The organism is Comamonas serinivorans, from assembly GCF_002158865.1.
GTDB classification, from domain to species: domain Bacteria; phylum Pseudomonadota; class Gammaproteobacteria; order Burkholderiales; family Burkholderiaceae_C; genus Comamonas_E; species Comamonas_E serinivorans.
Genome location: NZ_CP021455.1, coordinates 2,658,271 through 2,676,604 on the forward strand (window position 1 = coordinate 2,658,271; position 18,334 = coordinate 2,676,604).

An 18,334-nucleotide genomic window follows, 5' to 3' on the forward strand; every position below is an offset into this window, starting at 1 on the left:
TCACAACAATGCAGCACCTGCACGAACGTGGCCGTCACACAGGCTGGCATTCTATGGTTCAGGCTGCCGAATCGTTGTACGCAGGTAACAAACGTGATTTGACGTGTTGCAACGCCGCCAATCGTCACCGTAAGGCCCTGCCCCGGTGCATCAGCCACAGCAGGTAGCCGCCGCCCAGCATGGCGGTCAACACCCCGACGGGCAATTCCTGCGGCGCGACCAGGCCACGCGCCAGCAGGTCGGCCCCGGCGAGCAGCAGTCCGCCCAGCAAGGCCGACAGCCACAGCAAGCCGGCGTGCCGCACCCGCACCAGGCTGCGCACCAGGTGCGGCGCCGCCAGGCCCACGAAGCTGATCAAGCCCGATTGCGCCACGGCCGCCCCGGTGGCCAGGGCCAGCACGGCCACCAGCCCCATGCGCATCCAGGCCAGGCGCAGGCCCAGCGTGCGGGCCGTGTCCTCGCCCAGCGCCAAGGCATCCAGGGCGCGTGACAGCCCCCAGCCGCACACCGCGCACGGCACCAGGGCACCCAGCAGCACCCCGCAGGCGCTCCAGCCCACGAACGCCGTGCTGCCCAGCAGGAACGACTGCATGGCCGGCAGGATGTCCGGCCGCGCGATGAGCACCAGCGAGGCCAGCGCCGTCAACACCACGCCCACGATGACCCCGGCCAGCAGCAGCCGCAGGCCTTGCTGCACCCCTTTGGCCAGGGTCAGCGTGATGAGCACGGCCAGGGTCGCGCCCACAAAGGCCGCGCCCGTGAGCCCCAGCGCACGATGAGGGCCGTGGCGTACGGCGTGCCGCCGAAGGCGGCCATGGCCACGGCCACCCCCAGGTTGGCGCCCGCCGCGCTGCCCAGCAGGTAGGGGTCGGCCAGGGGGTTGCGGAACAGGCCTTGCGCCACCGCGCCCGCCAGGCCCAGCAAGGCGCCGGCCAGCCACGCCCCCAGGGTGCGCGGCAGGCGGATGTCCCACACGATCTGGGCCGCGACCGGGTCGCGCCACAGCGCGGCCGGGCCTTGCCAGCCCGTGCTGCCCACGGCCAGGCCGCCGGCCAGCACGATCAGGCTCAGCACCACGGCCAGCAGGCCGACCCAGGCCGCGCGTCGCTGATTCATGCCATGACCCCAGGCAGTATCAGCCCATCGCCGTTTCTTTCCAAACGGCAATGTATGCATACTCCATGATCCCTCATGGCGCATGTCCCGTCGTGCGCGCCACGCGGCGGTTCACGCAATCGGCCACGATGGCGGCCGCCTCGCCCAGGCGCGGCCCCGGCCGCACCAGCACATCGGCCTGGGCCCGCGTGAACAGGCACACCCGCCCCTCGCGCACGGCCGGCATCTCGTTCCAGCCCGGGTAGCGAAAGCTCACGCGTTCGGGCACGGCGGCGTCGGGCAGGTCGGCCCGCTCGCTGCTCATGATGAACTGCGGCCTGGCGCGCACCACGTACTCGGGGTTCAGGCGCGGGAACGGCCCGAGCTCGGCCGGCAGCGCGTTCACCAGGCCCAGCGCCGACAGCACCTCGCCGATGAACGACTGCGGCCCCGCGCCGTACGGGCCCGCACTGGCTTCGAAGAACACCGTCATGCCTTTGGAAGCCGCCGGCATGCGCGCAACGGCCTCGCGCAGCTGGCGCTCGGCCTGAGCCCACACCGCATCGGCGCGCGCCGCTGGCAGGCCCAGCAGCTGCGCCAGCGTGCCCAGCACGCGCCGCGCATCGGCCATGCCCCCCTTGGGTTCGATGGTCAGCACCGGAATGCCCAGCGCCTGCAGGCGCTCGACCCCGCGCGAGGCGGCGCTGGCCAGCACGATGTCGGGCCGCTGCGCCACGATGGACTCCACATTGGGATCGACCCCGCCACCCACCTGCGGCAGCCGCGTCACGCCCGCGGGCCAGTTGGAATAGCGGTCCACGCCCACCAGCCGGTCGCAGGCCCCGAGCGCGCAGACCGACTCGGTCAACGACGGCAACAGGCTCACGATGCGCTGCGGCGGCCGCTTGAGCTGCACCAGGCGGCCGTGGTCATCGCGGATCTGAATCGCGCGCGGTGTGGTCAACGTGGCCTGCGGCCCGGCGGGCGCCGCCGCGGCCGGCATCGACGCCGTCAAGAGGGCCACCAGCAGCCCGGCGCACCCGGCAGCGCCAAGCGCCACGCGTGCAAGCGTCGCGAACGACCGACGGGGACGCGCGGCCCATGCGCAACCCGGGTCGATGGCATGCGGAGTATCGCGCCCTTGCCGTTTGTTTGTCATCGCCGAGTTCACCATACTGCCTTCACCTCTTTGCACCGAAGCCGCCACAACAGCCTCAAGCCTCGCCCTTGGCCATCAGCGGCAGGCCCGCCACCATCAGGCACACGCGCTCGCACCGGGCCGCCACCTGCTGGTTCAGGCGCCCCAGCGCATCCACGTAGGCGCGCACCTCGGCACCCATGGGCACCACGCCCAGGCCGATTTCGTTGCTGACCAGCACGACCGGGCCGGCGCAAGCGGCCAGGGCCTGCAGCAGCTCGGCACTGCGGTCAACCAGGGCCTGCACCTGCAAGCCCGTCGCCTGATCCTGCACCGATGCGGCCACGGCTTCTCCCCCGGCAGCGGCATCGGCAGCCTGGGCGCTGGCTTCACCACCTGGCCCACCGGGCGGGGCGAACAGGACATTGCTCAGCCACAGCGTCAGGCAGTCGACCACGAGCAGGTGCTGCGGGTCATGCCAGGCCGGGCTGCGGCGGATGGCGCCGGCCAGGTCGAGCGGCGCCTCGATGCAGGCCATGCGCGGCAGCGCCTGCGCGCGGTCGGCGCGGTGCCGCGCAATGCGGTCGTGCATCTCGGCGTCGTGCGCCTGGGCGGTGGCGATGAAGCTGGCGCCATGCGCTGCGTCCTGCAGCCAGCGCGCGGCCAAGTGCTCGGCCCGGCGCGACTTGCCGCTGCGCTGGCCGCCCAGCACCAGCTCGCGCGCCACCACGCGCAAGGCCTGGGGGTTCGGGTCTGCGGCCCCCATGGCTCAGAAGCCCGGCGTCCAGCGCAGCTCGGCGTAGGCGGTGCGCCCGGCCTGGGCATAGCCGCGGGCCAGCTGGTACTGGCGGTCGGCCAGGTTGTCCACCCGCAGCAGCAACTGCCAGTCGGGGGCCAACCTGGTGCTGGCGTACAGGTTCAGCACCCCGAAGCCGCCCAGCCGGCTGGTGTTGGCGGCGTTGTCGTAGCGGTGCGAGGTGGCCTGGAACTCGCCCCCCAGCGTCCAGCCGCCCAGCTGCGTGTCGGCCCCCAGCTTGAGCAACTGCTTGGCGCGGCGTGCCAGCAGCTTGCCGGTGTCGCGGCTGTGCGGGTCCTGCAGGTCGATGGAGCCGCTCAGGTTGACGCTGCCCAGCCGGTGGCGGGCCGCCAGCGTCAGGCCCTCGTAGACCGCGCGGCCGCCGTTTTCGTAGCAACCGAAGGCATCGGCGCAGGGTCCGGCCGCGCCGAACGCGATCAGGTTGCGCACGCGGTTCTGGTACAGGGTGGCTTCGACGCTGCTGCCGCCATCGGCCCAGCGCAGGCCCAGCTCGACGTTGCGGCTCTTTTCGGGTTGCAGGTCAGGCGCGCCATACTGGCTGAAGCGGTGGTACAGCGTCGGCACCCTGAAAGCAGTACCAGCCGCTGCCGTCACACGCCAATTCGGTGCAAACTGATACCCCCATGCAAATTGACCCGTGGTGGCGCCCCCGAATTCGCTGTCGCGGTCGTGGCGCAGGTTCAGCTGCAGCGTGTGGGCGCCGCCCTGCCAGCCCCAGCCCAGGGCCAGCGCGTTCTGGTGCCGGCTGGTGTCGATGGGGTCGTTGACCAGCGCATCGCCGCGGTGTTCCAGCGTCAGGCTCAGCCGGTGCGCGCCCAGGCGCAGCGTGTTCTGAAACAGCGCGTCGCGCAGCGTGGTCTTGGTGGCGTAGGGGTCGGGCGACGTGCGGTAGCGCGTGGTCGACTGGCTGACCGACAGGCGCGAGTCGTAGACCTCGCTCCACCGCGCCGCCCAGGCCAGGCTGGCCGTGGTCAGCTGGTTGACGCCGTGCTCGTCGATGCCCTGGGTGCCAAAGCCGTCGTACTGGGCGTCCATCTTGCTGTGGCTGAAGGCGGCTTCGAGCCGGTGCGCACCATTGACCTGCCAGCCCAGGCGGGCGTTGGCCGCGGTGTTGCGGTAGCCGTCCTTGTCGGGGTTGTAGGCGGCGTCGGGCCGGGCATTGAAGCCCGAGCTGGTGGCGCGCGACGCGCCCAGCGCGTAGTCCACCGCCCCGGCCTGGCCGCTGATGCCGGCCTCGGCCCGGCGCGTGCCCTGGCTGCCCAGGCCCACGGCCACGTTGGCCTTGGGCGCGCCGTCACCCTGGCGGGTGTAGATGAGGATGACGCCGGCCACGGCGTCCGAACCGTACACGGCCGCCGCGGGCCCGCGCAGGATTTCGATGCGCTCGATCTGGGCCAGCGAAATCGCCTCCCAGGGCGCGCCACCGGTCGATTGCGAATCCACGCGCACGCCGTTGACGTAGACGGCGGTGAAGCGCGTTTCGGCACCGCGGATGTAGATGCTGCTGGTGGTGCCGGGGCCGCCGTTGCGCACCAGCTCCATGCCGGGTTGGCGCGCCAGCAAATCGGCGATGTTGACCGCGCCGCTGCGCTGCACGGCCTGGTCGTCGAGCACGGTGACATCGGCCAGCACCTGCGCGGCCGGCTGCGGCGTGCGCGTGGCCGAGATGACCACATCGGGCAGGCTGGCGGCAGCGGCCGCCAGCGTGCCGGCGTCCGACCGCTGCGCGGACACGGTGCCGGGATTGGACACATCGGCCGCCTGGGCCTGAGACTGGGCCTGAGCGCCAGGCGCGAACGACGCACACAGGGCCGCAACGGCCAGGGGCAGGCAAGCCTGCGACGAGAAGGGAGAATGGGACATCATGGGGAAACAGCCTGCAAGGCGCCAGCATCCCCGCCAGCGCGCACCGCAACACGACGCACGCCTGCCCTGTCTGGCAGAACGCACCTCGACCGCGTTGGCTGATATCCGGGCTGACGCGTTCATGCCCGCACGTCGCCTTCCCAGGTGCTTGTTCAAGGCATCCCAGTGGCTGAAACCGTCGTCATGAGGTGCGGGCCGTGATCCGCATTCAGCCGATCCACAGCGCGTCTTACCGTTGCGGGGGCAGCGCAGGTTCGGCAACCGTGCCCGGGTGGGGGGTCCCTCCTGCTTCCCATTGAACTGCGGCGTGTGAACCACGCCTGCGAGCACCAACGTGGGCGCGATTGTACGGGCGCCCCTGGTCGCGCCCTGCAGCACAGGCGTCAGGGGACTGAGCCATCGCCCATCACGCCAGGCTGGACCATGTCGAGGTACGCGTGGCGCGGCGCATGGGTCCGCCGGGAAGCCCTGGCCTTGCGGGCTTGCGCCGGCCATCCGCCTGCGCGGCGACCGTGGTGGACGGGCCCGTCAGGCCGGTTGCCGTCAGCCCAGGGCGCCGGCGGCGCGCAGCTTGGCGATTTCGTCGGCGTTGAAGCCGTAGTCGGCCAGCACGTCGTCGGTGTGCTGCCCCAGCGTGGGCGCGGGCCCGGCAGGCCGTTTGGCCACGCCTTCCAGGTGGAACGGCGAGCCGATGGTTTCCTCGTCACCCAGCGGGACGATGGCCCCGGCGATGCGCATCTGCTCGTCGTCGTGCATGTCCTCGACCACGCCGATCACGCCATAGGTGATGCCTGCGGCATCGAGGCGCCGGCGCCATTCCTTCAGGTCGTGCTGGATGAACACCTCGTCCAGGATGGGGATCAGCGCCAGGTGATTCTGGCGGCGCAGCTCCGGCGTCGCAAAGCGCGGGTCCTGGGCCAGGTCGGTGCGCTCCATGGCCTTGAGCAGCGGGGCGGACTGGGCCTCGTTGAGCACGGCCAGGTTGATCCAGCGGCCGTCCTTGGTGCGGTAGCTGTTGCCAAAAGCATTCACGGTGTGCGTGCGCGGCGGGCGGTACTCGACCGGCACCTGGAACAACGCAGCCTGCGCCATCCAGGCGTTGGACCACACGCCGCAGGCCAGCAGCGAGGTGTCGACGTGGCTGCCCTCGCCCGTCATCGCGCGGCGGTACAGGGCCGTGACGATGGCCGCATACAGCGTCATGCCGCTGGGCATGTCGCCCATGCCGGGCAGCGACCGGATGGGCTGGCTTTCCTCGCTGGCGCGCATCAGGTCCATCAGGCCGGTGCGGGCCCAGTAGACGGTGGAGTCGAAGCCGGTCTTGTCGGCCTCGGGGCCGGTCTCGCCGTAGGCGGTGAACGAGGCGTAGATGAGCTTGGGGTTGAGGTGCTTGAGGTCTTCGTAGGTGATGCCGAGCTTGCGGCGCACCGGCAATGGCTGGTTGGTGACGAAGACATCGGCCTGCTCGACCAGGCGGTGCAAGGCGGCCAGCGCCTCGGGCGTCTTGAGGTTGAGGGCGAGGCTGCGCTTGTTGCGCGACATCAGCTCCCAGGGGTAGTTGCGGTCGGACTCGGGCATGCCCGGCGCGCGGTACAGCTCACGGAACGAATCACCCGTGTGCGGCTCGATCTTGATGACATCGGCACCGAAATCGCCCAGCACGGTGGTGGCCACGGGCGCCGCGATGAAACTGGCGCAATCGAGCACGCGAAGGCCTGCGAAAGGCAAAGCGGAGGGGGACGCTTGCACAGTGGACATGGTCGGTTCGTTTCCTTGGGTCAAAGCCGGCAATGTGACCCCAAACCGACCCGGACTGTGTGATCTGGGCGACAAAGCCTGCTGCCATCATGGAGAACATTACATGGCAGTATGCTGCACTTTCCGTTGTTCAAAGAACGGAAATTGCCCCATACTACTCACTCACTCCAGACGATCCAACCCATGTAATGGGTCAACAGGATGAGCAGGCCAAAGCCGATGCGGTACCAGGCAAACGGCACGAAGGAGTTGCTGGAGATGAAGCGCAGCAGCCAGCGCACGCACAGCCAGGCGCTCAAGAACGCGAACACCAGGCCCACCAGAAACATGGGCAGGTCTGCCCAGGACAGCACGTCGCGCGCCTTGTAGAGGCTGTAGACGCCGGCGCCGATCAGGGTGGGAATCGCGAGGAAGAACGAGAAATCCGTGGCCGCCTTGCGCGACAGCCCCAGCAGCATGCCGCCGATGATGGTGGCGCCCGAGCGGCTGGTGCCGGGCACCATGGCCATGCACTGCACCAGGCCGACCTTCACCGCGTCCAGCCAGCGCATGTCGTCCACGCTGGCGACCCGGGTCTGCGACTGGGGCCGACGCTCGGCCCACAGGATGACAAAGCCGCCGATGATGAAGGTCGTGGCCACCACCAGCGGCGTGAACAGGTTCTCCTTGATGGCCTTGCCGAACAGCAGGCCCAGCACCACGGCGGGCAGGAAGGCCAGCAGCACGTTGACCGCGAAACGCTGCGAGTCACGGCTGCGGGGCAAGGTCACCACGGTGTGGCGGATGCGCTGCCAGTAGACGAGGATGACGGCCAGGATGGCGCCGGTCTGGATCGCGATCTCGAACACCTTCTCGCGCTCGCCATGGAAATCCAGCAAGGCCCCGGCCAGGATCAGGTGGCCGGTGGAGGAAATGGGCAGAAACTCGGTCAGGCCCTCCACGATCCCCATGATCGCGGCCTTGATCAACAACAAAACGTCCACGTCGTCCTTCCTGGTCAGTGCCAGCAGCAAAAGGCGCAAATCTTAGCCAGAAGGCGAAAGCCCCCGGCCACGTCCGCCTGGCTTTGGCGTCCGGTTGGGCATGGCCGCGGCCGCACTCGTGGCGCACGCCCGGCGTGCGGGCGGACCACCGCGCATGGTGCGCGCGGTTTGGGCACAGCAAGCCCGGGCGCCCCCCGAGGCACCACCCTTGTGCTCTGCCCAGCCGGCTTTCGAGCGAATGTTGAACGGCGGCCACTGCATCACGATGGCGGCGTTTCGCGCCGGCCTGTGCATACGGACGAGGTGTCCGCGCCGGTCCACCTGCGTCGCCCGTTGCGTCCGTGCCTGCGAGGTAAGCCGCGACCCGAATGGCACGGAGTCGTTCCTTTCCGCGCGGTTGCCTCACCTTGGCGGGCAACAAAAAGCCGCCCCAAGGGCGGCTTCAGAGACAGACCCGCGCAGGCCTCGTGTCAGCGGTGGCCGTGACCCCGGCCCCGGTGGTGGCCATGACCGTGGCCATGGCCGCGCCAGTGGCGGTCATCGCGGTAATACCGACCGCCGTAGTAGTAGCGCGGGGGCGGCGGTGCGTAATAGACGGGGCGCGGCGGCGCGTAGTACACGGGCGGCGGCGGGGCCACGTACACCGGAGCCGGCGCCACGTACACCGGCGCGTTGCCAAACCCCACGCTGACGCCGGGTGCGCCCACGCCCACGTTCCAGTACACGTCGCGCGCCTGCGCCTGGCCGGCCACGCCCAGGGCGGCAGCCACGGCCACACCGGCCATGACCGCCCAGCGCTTCACGCGGCTGGATCGGGGGATCGATTGCGTCAAGTCATTCATCACTTGGCTCCTTGTCCTGCCGAGCGTGCACGGCACGCTCCAAAAAAATGAATGGCGCGGTGGCCCGCCTGTGGCGCGGCACCCGCCTGAGACCCTAACGCGGACGCGGGCTCGGGCGTTGTCACCATAAGCGTTTCCGGCGTTGCCAGATGTAAGCCATCGGGATTCACCCGGGCCATGAAGGCCTGGGTGAAAACCCGAGCCAACTACAATTTGCGACATGAACACGCCGCATCCGAGTGCCCCTGCCTCCCCTGAGGCCGATACCCCCGCCAAGCCCAGCCATTTCCTGCGCCAGGTCATCGAGGCCGACGAGGCCGCCAACACCTACGGCCAGCGCAGCTGGGGCGGCAGCCCGGGCGATGCGGCCCACCACCGGGCCGGCATCGTCGACCCGGCCAAGGTGCGCATGCGCTTTCCACCCGAGCCCAATGGCTACCTGCACCTGGGCCATGCCAAGAGCATCTGGCTGAACTTCTCGCTCGCGCACGACCACGGCGGCGTCTGCCACCTGCGGTTTGACGACACCAACCCCGAGAAGGAAGAGCAGGAGTACGTGGACGCCATCCGCGAAGCCCTGCGCTGGCTGCGCTACGACACCGAATTCGCCGACGGCCTGGCGCCCGAGAGCGCTGCCTGCATGGCCCCGCGTGAGCAGGCCCACGAGTACTTCGCCAGCAACTATTTCGACTTCATGTACCGCGCGGCCGAGTACCTGATCGAGGCCGGCCTGGCCTATGTGGACGAGCAGACACCCGAGCAGATGAGCGCCAACCGCGGCGACTTCGGCACACCGGGCAAAAACAGCCCTTTCCGCAGCCGCACGCCGGCCGAAAACCTGGCGCGCTTTCGCGAGATGCGCGATGGCCAACTGCCCGATGGCGCTGCCGTGTTGCGCGCCAAGATCGACATGGCCAGCCCCAACATCAACCTGCGTGACCCGGCGCTCTACCGCATCCGCCATGCCACGCACCACAACACGGGCGACCGCTGGTGCATCTACCCCATGTACACCTATGCGCACCCCATCGAGGATGCGCTGGAGCAGATCACCCACTCGATCTGCACGCTCGAGTTCGAAGACCAGCGCCCGTTCTACGACTGGCTGCTGGCGCGGCTGTGTGAAGGCGGCCTGCTGGATGCGCCCTCGCCGCACCAGTACGAGTTCGCCCGCCTGAACGTGACCCACATCCTCACCAGCAAGCGCAAGCTGCGCCAGCTGGTGGAAGAAGGCCACGTCGACGGCTGGGACGACCCCCGCATGCCCACGCTGGCGGGCCTGCGCCGCCGTGGCTACACGCCCGAGGCCATCAAGCTGTTCTGCGAGCGCAGCGGCGTGACCAAGACGGGTGGCGCCTGGACGGAGTACGCCGCCCTCGAAGCAGCGCTGCGCGACACGCTGGACCCGGTGGCCGCACGCGCGCTGGCCGTGCTCGATCCCGTGGCGCTGCACATCGTCAACTGGGAGGCGCTGATGGGCGCCGGCCACCTGGAGCCCTGCCACGCGCCGGTCAACCCGCACGACGAAGCCGCGGGCCAGCGCCACTTCAGCCTGGGTGCCGACCTGTGGATCGAGCGCGAGGACTTCATGGCCGTGCCCAGCAAGGGCTTCCGCCGCCTGTACCCCCCCTACACGGGCGGCGACGGCCAGCCCAAGGACGGCAACAAGGTGCGCCTGAAGTACGGCTATGTCGTGCAGTGCACCGGCTTTGAGCAGGACGCCAACGGTCAGGTCACGCGCGTGCTGGCCGAGCTCATCCCCGACACCAAGAGCGGCACGCCGGGCGCGGACAGCGTCAAGGTCAAGGGCGTGATCGGCTGGGTCGGCCAGGCCGACGCCGTCGCCATCGAGGTGCGCAACTACGAGCGCCTGTTCAACGCCGAGCACCCGGGCAGCGCCGAGCTGACCGAGGAGCTCAACCCGAACAGCCTGCACACCGTGCAGGGCTGGGGCGAGCCCAGCCTGACGCAGGCGCAGCCCGATGTGCCGCTGCAGTTCGAGCGCCTGGGCTACTTCGTGCGCGACAGCCGTGCCTTTTCGCAAGACCGCGACCACCTCGTCTTCAACCGCACCAGCGGCTTGAAGGACAGCAAATGAGGCCATGAGCAGCCGCCCCCGCGCCGACCTGGGCACGCACGCGTCGCTGGGCCTGGTCCTGGCCGCTGCGGGGCTGCTGCTTGCCCTGTCCGGCATGCTGACCTTGTGGTTGGCGGCCGAGTTCAGCCTGTTTGGCCTGAGCCTGCTGGTGCTGGGGCTGGTGGCCGCTGGCCTGGCGTGGTGGTCCGAGCGCCACAGCGCCGGCCCGCTCGACGACGACTTTCCCGAAACCGAGCACCAGGGCCCGGGCAACGGCTGGCTGACCACGGTGCTGCAGCGCAAACCCGGCACCGACCTGCCGCCCGACGTGGCCGAGGACGCGCCGCCCCCCACCTCGGCCGTGGCCAAAGAGCGGGTGCAGTATGTGCTCACCGCCGATCAAAAATTAACGGCAGACGGGGCATACCCCACAAACCATGCAGCCACCGTGGCGCCACAGGTCAGCGATCGCAGCGCCGCCCCGCAGTGGTCCCCCGAGGTGTGGCAGCACATCGAATGGCGGCGCCTGCTCACCGTGGTCACGGGCCTGTTCATCCAGGTCGGGTTTCAGCCCTCGTCGTTCAAGGCCGTGGGCCTGACCGGCGCCGACGTGGTGCTCAGCTCGGGCAAAGGCCCCTTGCTGCTGCGCTGCATCGCCACGCGTGCGGGCATTTCGCGCGCCGACATGCGCGCCTTCGTGCGCGTGGTCAAGGCCCAGCAACTCGTGCACGCCACCCTGGCCACCGGCGGCCAGGTGTCGCCCGAGGCCCGCGCGCTGGCGCGCGAGCATGGCATCCACACGCTGGATGGCGAGCAGCTGCTCAAGCTCATCGCCACACGCACGCCTGCGCAGCAGCACACCCTGCACCTGACCGCCTATGCCGGCGCCTACTGGCGCCCCAGCTGCATGCACTGCGGCATCAAGCTGGTGCCGCGCCTGCGCCCGCAGGACCACCGCCCCTACTGGGGCTGCCGCAACGCACCGGACTGCACGGTGGCGCTGCCCATGGACATGGCGCAGCTGTCGCGGCTCAAGCGTCCAGCCGCCGCGGGACAGGGATCCAGTGCTGCTGTGGCCACAGCCGATGCACGCCCTGTTCAGGTGAACGTTGGCGCGGCAGCCACTCAACCTGCGGCACTCTGAACCCGGCGCGCCCGTCTCGGCTTGGGGCCATGAACATAGCCGCCAGCCATGAAAACCACAAAACGGCACCCGGCGTGGGACGCAGGTTGCTCAGCGGGCACCGCGGCGATGGTGGTGGCTGGCAGGGCGGTGGTCACCATGGCTTCACGACTGTCGAAGAAATTCGCCTCGCCCGCATGGACGTTAGCCCAGGCGGCGACTCGGAAGATCATCGGCCCCGATGCACCCATGCCCAAGGTGCAGGATCACCGTCGGTCACCTCGCCTGGTAGCGACCGTCTCGACCCATGCGTGGGCAAACACCGCGTCGTGCCCCTGGCCGACGGCAGCACCCTGGCGCTGGACACGACAGCTCGGTGACCGGTGCCGACACGCGCCTGCGCCCGTGGCCCCAAGCCGTGGCGCAGACCACTCAGGCTCATGGCCGCGTCAGCGGCGAAACTCCATGAACTCGGGCTCGTGGCCGCGCGAACGCAGCCACTTGGCCAGGGCCTGGCCCGTGCCGGCCGACCAGCATTTGACGTCCTTCAGGTCGAGCAGCTTGTAATCGACCAGTTCCGGCGAGAGCTTGACCTCGCCCGTGCAGACCGCGTGGTAGGCGATGATGACCTGGTTCATGCGCAGAAACTCGTACACGCCGATGAGCTCGAGCGACTCGGTCTGCAACGCGGTCTCTTCTTCAATCTCGCGCCGCACCCCGTCTTCGGGCGATTCGCCCGCCTCCATGAAGCCGGTGATCAAGGCATACATGTCGCCCTTCCACATCGCGTTCTTGGCCAGCAGCACCTGACCGTCTTTTTCGATGATGGCCGCCAGCACGGGCGTGGGGTTGTTCCAATGCGTCCAGTTGCACACCGGGCAGCGCATGCGCTCCTTGGGACCGCCATCCTCCATGTCGGTGACGGCCATCAACTCGGTGGCGCATTGGGGGCAGTAGATGAAGCTCATGCTTGAAAAAATCCTGTTGAGGTCGCGTGCAAAACCGTAGCTTGACACAGCGCCGGGCCGTCGCTTGTCGCCGCCTTGCGGGCGTTCGCCCGGCCATGGCGGCGGCCGACGGACTGGCTGCTGCGACGGTCACCCTCGGGTGTCACGGCACCGAAGAGACTGAGCCGCGTGGGCGTCGCGCGCCGCCGGGTTGCTCAGGCTGGCCGTCCGGCGCAACGGGTTAAGCTGCCGCGATGACCTCGACACCACACCCGCCTTCACCCGCCCCGCCCTGCACCGAACCGGTGGAGCTGCACACGGCTCGTCTGGTGCTGCGCCCGTGGCGGCCCAGCGACTGGCCCGCCTTCGCCCAGCTGAACGCCGACCCCGAGGTGATGCGTCACTTTCCGGCCACGCTGACCGCGGACCAAAGCCAGGCGCTGGCGCAGCGCTGCCAGGCGGGCATTGACGAGCGCGGCTGGGGCTTCTGGGTCACCGAACACCGCGCGTCAGCTGGCGGGCATGATCGGCCTGAACATCCCCTCAGCCGACCTGTCCTGCTCCCCCTGTGTGGAAATCGGCTGGCGCCTGGCCCGGCCCTTTTGGCACCAGGGGCTAGCCACCGAGGGCGCGCGGGCAGCACTGGATTTCGCCTTCGGCACCCTGCAGCTGGACGAGGTGGTCGCGTTCACCACCTTGTCCAACCTGCCGTCACAAGCCGTGATGCAACGCCTGGGCATGCAGCGCGACGCGGCCACGTTTCAGCACCCCGCCCTGCCGCCCGGCCACGCGCTGGCCGAGCATTGCCTGTATCGCATCCAACGCCATCAGCATGGCGTATGAGCGCACTTCCGTTCATTGAATATCGCAAGCAGCGCCATACTCCACACCCAAGACCATCAGGACTTGAGCACCTCGGAATCCTGGATCATCTTCTTCCAGCGCACGCGCTCCTTGGCCAGGAAGCGCTCGTAATCGGCCGCGCCCTGGGCGGTGATGCGCACCCCCTGCTTCTCCAGCGATTGGCGCAGCTCGGCGCCCTTGAGCTGCTGAAGCGAGGCATTCGACAACGCGTCGACCACCGCCTGCGGCGTGCCCTTGGGCACGAACAAGCCGTTCCAGATCGGCATGGCAAAGCCCGGGAAGCCCTGCTCGGCCACCGTGGGCACGTCGGGATAGGCCGGCGCACGTTCGGCGCTCATGCTGGCGATGACGCGCATCTTGCCGGCTTCGACCTGGGGCCGGGTCGTGGGCACCGTCATCACGGCCACTTCGATTCGCTTGGACAGCAAGTCCGGGATGGCCGGCGCCTCGCCCGAGTACGGTGCGTGGATCATCTTCACACCGGCGAGCTTGCACAGGTACTCCATCGCCACGTGCACCGGGCCCAGCGGCCCCGTGGACATGAAGCGCACCTCGCCCGGCCTGGCCTTGGCATCGGCCAGCAGGTCCTTGAGCGATTTGTAGGGGCTGTCGACCGGCACGGTCAGCGAGTAATCCACGTCGAACAGGTAGGCCACGGCGGCGAAATCGCGCTCGGGCTTGTAGCTCAGCGTGGGCATGGTGTGCTCGAGCACGATGTTGGTGCCGATGCCCCCCATGAGCACCGTGTAGCCATCGGCCGGGCTGCGCACCACGGCCGTGGCGCCAATGGCACCCGATGCACCCGGCTTGTTGTCGACGATGACGGTCTGCTTGAGCGGGGTCTCCAGCGCCTTGGCCATCAGGCGCCCCAGCACATCCGTGGCACCCCCCGGTGCAAACGGCACCACCAGCTTGATGGGCTTGCTGGGAAAGTCCGCCGCCAGCGCCAGCTGCGGCGCCAGACCCAGGCCGGCCGCCGTGCCTGCCGCAGCGGCGCCGAGCAGGTGGCGGCGCGTCATGCCGGGGTTGGCGGTCAGGGTGTGGCGGGACGGGGCATGCGGGTTCAGGCGGGGCTTGCGCGGGGTCATGGTGGTCTCCAAAGGCGTTGTGGCGTGGCGACAAGGCTTCGCACGCTGCCCTGTCGGGGCCTGCATCTGACACCAAAGCGAGCCCTGGGTCTGTCACCCTTGGTCGAGCTGCGGGCAGCGGCCACCCACGAGCACGGCCAGCGAGGCCGAGATGCCCAGACTGATGCGGCGCTTGTCTTCGTCATGGCTTTCGCGCCGCTACTCGGGCCCGCGCACCGGCACGCCCAGCGCGAGCAGGACGGTTCGCCCCCAACTTTCGACACCTCAAAAAGCAGTATGGGTTGGTTCCCGTTGTCATTTCAACGGGAACCAACCCATACCCCATCAAGCTTCAGCCAGCTGGCAGACCGGCGCTTGACCGGCCTGCTACCCGCCCGAGCCATGGCTCAGCGCTTGCCGCCCAGCAAGGCCTTGAGGGCCTGTTGCAGGCGGCGCGCCTCGGCCTCGGCATGCGGGCTGGCCAGCACACGGGCCACGTCCTGCGTCCAGGTTTCGGTCGGCGACGGTTCGTTGCGCTGGGTCAGCAGTTGCAGCTGCAGCGCGCGGCGCTCGGCCAGGTGGTCGGCCGGCGTCGGCACCTCGGCCGCCATCTCCAGGCGCAGCAAGGCGTCGCGCGGTTGCGATGCCGCCGGCTGGCTCAGGGCCTGGGCCCATTGCGAGCGCACCTGACCATTTACCTGGCGACCCAGCTCCGCCGCAGCGGGCAGCGCATCGGCCTGCCGGCTTTGCCAGGCCGACAGCAGCTGACCCACGGTTTCGCCGTGGGCCTGGGCGGCCAGCTTGCGCAGCGCCGCCTGGGCGTGCTCGACGGCATCGCGCTGGGCGCGGAAGGCCGCGTCGCCCAGACGCGGGCCGCGATCGGGGCGGTCGCCACGCTCAGGGCGGCCGCCATCGCGGCGGTCAAACCCGCGGCCATCTCGGCCATCGCGGCGGCCGTCACGGCCATCGCGACCTCGGCCGTCGCGCCGCCCATCGCGGCTGTCGCGCGCAGCCGGCTCGGGCCGCTTGGCTCCGGGCCGGTCGTCGCCACGCATGGCGACGACCTTGCGCGGTGCGGCAGGCGGTTTGGCGGCTTCGGCAGCGGCTTGGCCCTCTGCGGCGCCCGATTCGGCGGCTTCGACCCCGTCACCCGTTGCATCAGCGGCGCCCTCCGCGGCCGGCTCGGGGGTGGCTGGCGTCGTGTCACCTGCGGCAGCCGGTGCGGCAGTCGCCTTGGTCGGCTCTGCGGGCTGCTGGGCCTGGGCACGCTGGGCATCGTCCAGCGCCTGCAAGGCGGCACGGATGCGCTGGGCATCGCCCGAAGCGGTGGCAGCTTCGACTTCCTTGGCGGCATCGAGCACGGCCTGATCGCGCGCCGACAGCGCCGCGTGCTGCTGCTGACGCTCGTGGGTCTTGCGCTGGAAGGCCTCGTCGATCGGCTTGCGGAAGGCATCCCAGAGCTTTTGCTCGTGCTTGCGGTCGATGGGCACGGTTTGCGCCTCAGCCTGCCAGCGCGCCTGCAGGTCCTTGATGGCGTCGATGCGCAAGGCGGGCGCGGCGCCCACCAGCTTGGCCTCGTCGATCATGGCGTGGCGGCGGGCCAGGCTGTCTTTTTGCGCCGTGTCCAGCGGCGCCGAGGCCGCGGCCAAGGCCTGCTTCCACTTCGGCTGCAGCTCGGCATAGGCCTTTTCGCTCAGGTGACCGGCATTGCGCCAGCGGTCCGAGAACTGGTGCAGCGCCCGGTTGAACGCCTTCCAGTCGGCCTTGGCCCCGCTGGCCAGGGCCTGCGCCTGGGCTTCACCCCAGGCTTGAACCTCGGCAAGCAAGGTCAGGCGTTCACCGCGGTGCTTGGCGGCTTCGGCACGCACCTGACCCAGCCACTCTTCCACGAAGACGTGGGCGCGGTTGCAGGCACGGTCGAAGCGCTTCCACAGCGCGTGGTTGGGCACGCCGCCCTGGTCGGTCGACTTCCACTGCTCGCGCAGGTTGCGCAGCGCCTCTTGCAGCTTGCGCCCGGTCAAGGTCGGCTGCCACTGGGCCTTCACGCGTTCGGCGGCGTCCTGCGCCTCGGGCTTGGCTTCTTTCTCGGCATGGGCCGCAGCCGGGGCTTCTGCAGCGGCCGGAGCTTCCGCCGCTGCGGGAGCAGCTTGCACAGCAGCCGCAGCCTCTGCGGCGACCGTGTCGGCGGGCTCCGCCGCGCCTTCGGCTGGCGCATCGGCTTGAGCAGGCGCTTCGGCTTGGGGCGCAGCGTCAGCCGGGCTGGCTGCGGCATCGAGCGCGACGTCCGGCGCAGACGGTGCGGCGTCGGTAGCCTCGGCCGAAGCAGCCTCCGGTGCGACCGGCGCAGCGTCGGCAGCGGCTGGTGCGGCAGGCTCGGCGGCATCTGCCGGGGCATCCGCCTTGGCAGGCTTGTCAATGGGTTTGAGCAGGGCTTCGGCCTTGCTCACGAGTTCTTCACGCAGCTGGTCGGCGCGCCACTTCTGCCACCCTTCCAGCTCCTGGGCGGCGGCCAGGCTGGTGTGCGCGCGGGCGACCACGGCCTCGTCGGCACGCTTGCCTGCTTCCTTGAGCGCCTGGCGCAGCGCGTGCGCGGCCGAGGCAATGACGCGTCCCTGGCCGATCTTCACGGCAGCGTCGAGCGACACCACGGCCTTCTCGATCGCGGCATGGGCTTTGGCGCGGACTTCGGGGTTGACTTTGGCTGCTTCGGGCTTGGCGGGTTTGTCGGCGGCCGCTTGCGGCGCCTCGCCGCGCGCCACGCGCAGCTCGTCGGCCCAGGTGGGCACGTCGGGCAGCGGCGCTTCGGCCGACGCCGCGGCAGCTTCCGCCACGGTCAGGGCGCTGGCAAAGGCCTCCCACACGGCTTGCAGCTGCGCCTTGGAAGCGTCGAGCTGGCTGGGGTAGCGCGCATCCACATTGCCCCAGTCGGCCTGGGTGGTCAGGCCCTGGACCTGGGCCTGCCAGTGGGCGACGTCGTGCTCGAGCGCGGCGCGCGCGGCATGGGCATCGGTCCAGGACTTGGTCGACAGCAGCTCGATGCGCTGCGCCAGCAGCACGGCGGCTTCGCGCTGCACCATGGCCTGGTTCTGCAGGTCCTCAACCACCTTGACGCGGTCGGCCAGTTGCGCCCGCAGGCTGGACAGCGGCTCGCGCGACAGCGGCGCACCCGCACGCGCGGCGTCGCGCTGCCAGGCCATGGCGTCGGCGATGTTCAGCCGGCCGGCGGCCAGCAGGGCCTGGGCGCGCTGGGCCCACTCTTCGGCCATGTGCTCTTGCGACTTGGCACGCTTGAGCTCGTCGAGCTTGTCGCGGATGGGGCGAGCAGCGCCCTTGTCGCGGCCGCTGAGCTCCTTGAACACGTCCTGCAGCTGATCGGTGCTGGGCCCCGTGGCGAGCCAGTCGCGGATCTTGGCCGCGCGTTCACCCGAGGTGGCCGCCGAAAAGGCGCCGCCCGTCAGGTCATCGAGCCGGTGTTTGGAGGGCGCTTTGGCCGGCGCTGCGGGCTCGGCGGCGGCAGGGGTATCGGGGGTGGGCTTGCGCGAAAACGGGAACATCGGCGTGAATGCGTTGGGCATGGCAGCTGGCGGGGCCGGCGCCAAGGTCTGGCCATGAAGGCCATAAGGCCTGTCCGGCACACGCGAGCGGTGGGCCGGTACAGGGCGCGAAACCCGCATTTTCGCTCGGAAATCCCCGCGCGAGCGCTGCACGGGCGCAAATCACCCGGCGGACGCTGGCGACGATGCATCGCCCGGTGCAC

Annotated in this window: 11 protein-coding genes, 2 pseudogenes and 1 riboswitch; of the genes and pseudogenes, 3 read left to right on the top strand and 10 right to left on the bottom strand. The window is 69.8% G+C overall.

The annotated features are described in order from the left end of the window. Window positions 1-124: 124 nt before the first annotated feature. From CCO03_RS11285 to CCO03_RS11315, 7 genes and pseudogenes are all read right to left on the bottom strand, one after another. A pseudogene (locus CCO03_RS11285) lies at window positions 125-1,116 on the bottom strand (FecCD family ABC transporter permease). Window positions 1,117-1,189: 73 nt separating this feature from the next. Continuing rightward, a complete protein-coding gene (locus CCO03_RS11290; protein WP_236904131.1) occupies window positions 1,190-2,119 on the bottom strand; it encodes an ABC transporter substrate-binding protein in 930 nt (309 codons plus the stop codon). Between the two features lie 190 nt (window positions 2,120-2,309). After that, complete coding sequence (locus tag CCO03_RS11295) at window positions 2,310-2,999, bottom strand: bifunctional adenosylcobinamide kinase/adenosylcobinamide-phosphate guanylyltransferase (RefSeq protein ID WP_205690291.1); 690 nt, start codon at window positions 2,997-2,999, stop codon at window positions 2,310-2,312. 3 nt (window positions 3,000-3,002) lie between these two features. Further along, complete coding sequence (locus CCO03_RS11300) at window positions 3,003-4,916, bottom strand: TonB-dependent receptor domain-containing protein (RefSeq protein WP_236903781.1); 1,914 nt, start codon at window positions 4,914-4,916, stop codon at window positions 3,003-3,005. 79 nt (window positions 4,917-4,995) lie between these two features. Beyond that, window positions 4,996-5,265: riboswitch (cobalamin riboswitch) on the bottom strand. Between the two features lie 194 nt (window positions 5,266-5,459). Next, a complete protein-coding gene (locus CCO03_RS11305; protein WP_087281107.1) occupies window positions 5,460-6,674 on the bottom strand; it encodes a CaiB/BaiF CoA transferase family protein in 1,215 nt (404 codons plus the stop codon). 158 nt (window positions 6,675-6,832) lie between these two features. Then, window positions 6,833-7,657: an undecaprenyl-diphosphate phosphatase gene (locus CCO03_RS11310; RefSeq protein WP_087284582.1), complete on the bottom strand. Its 825-nt coding sequence runs from the start codon at window positions 7,655-7,657 to the stop codon at window positions 6,833-6,835. Between the two features lie 470 nt (window positions 7,658-8,127). Next, window positions 8,128-8,499 (bottom strand): hypothetical protein, encoded by a 372-nt coding sequence (locus tag CCO03_RS11315; RefSeq protein ID WP_236903782.1) that lies wholly within the window; start codon window positions 8,497-8,499, stop codon window positions 8,128-8,130. 220 nt (window positions 8,500-8,719) lie between these two features. Here CCO03_RS11315 and glnS point away from each other — a divergent pair, with 220 nt between their 5' ends. Next, window positions 8,720-10,597, top strand: coding sequence for a glutamine--tRNA ligase (gene glnS, locus CCO03_RS11320; protein WP_087281109.1), 1,878 nt, complete (start codon window positions 8,720-8,722; stop codon window positions 10,595-10,597). Between the two features lie 4 nt (window positions 10,598-10,601). Continuing rightward, window positions 10,602-11,720 (top strand): restriction endonuclease, encoded by a 1,119-nt coding sequence (locus tag CCO03_RS11325; protein WP_087281111.1) that lies wholly within the window; start codon window positions 10,602-10,604, stop codon window positions 11,718-11,720. 428 nt (window positions 11,721-12,148) lie between these two features. Here the strand turns inward: CCO03_RS11325 and CCO03_RS11330 are convergent, their stop codons facing one another. Next, the gene (locus CCO03_RS11330; RefSeq protein WP_087281113.1) at window positions 12,149-12,667 is read right to left on the bottom strand and encodes an NUDIX domain-containing protein; all 519 of its coding nucleotides are present in this window, start codon (window positions 12,665-12,667) and stop codon (window positions 12,149-12,151) included. 233 nt (window positions 12,668-12,900) lie between these two features. On the opposite strand from CCO03_RS11330, the pseudogene CCO03_RS11335 reads away from it, so the two are divergent. After that, a pseudogene (locus CCO03_RS11335) lies at window positions 12,901-13,489 on the top strand (GNAT family N-acetyltransferase). Window positions 13,490-13,545: 56 nt separating this feature from the next. On the opposite strand, the gene CCO03_RS11340 reads toward CCO03_RS11335, so the two are convergent. Beyond that, a complete protein-coding gene (locus tag CCO03_RS11340; RefSeq protein ID WP_157667651.1) occupies window positions 13,546-14,598 on the bottom strand; it encodes a Bug family tripartite tricarboxylate transporter substrate binding protein in 1,053 nt (350 codons plus the stop codon). Window positions 14,599-14,984: 386 nt separating this feature from the next. Continuing rightward, window positions 14,985-18,131 carry a DUF349 domain-containing protein gene (locus CCO03_RS11345; protein ID WP_087284585.1) on the bottom strand — a complete coding sequence of 1,049 codons (3,147 nt, stop codon included), beginning with the start codon at window positions 18,129-18,131 and terminating at the stop codon, window positions 14,985-14,987. Window positions 18,132-18,334 lie beyond the last annotated feature (203 nt).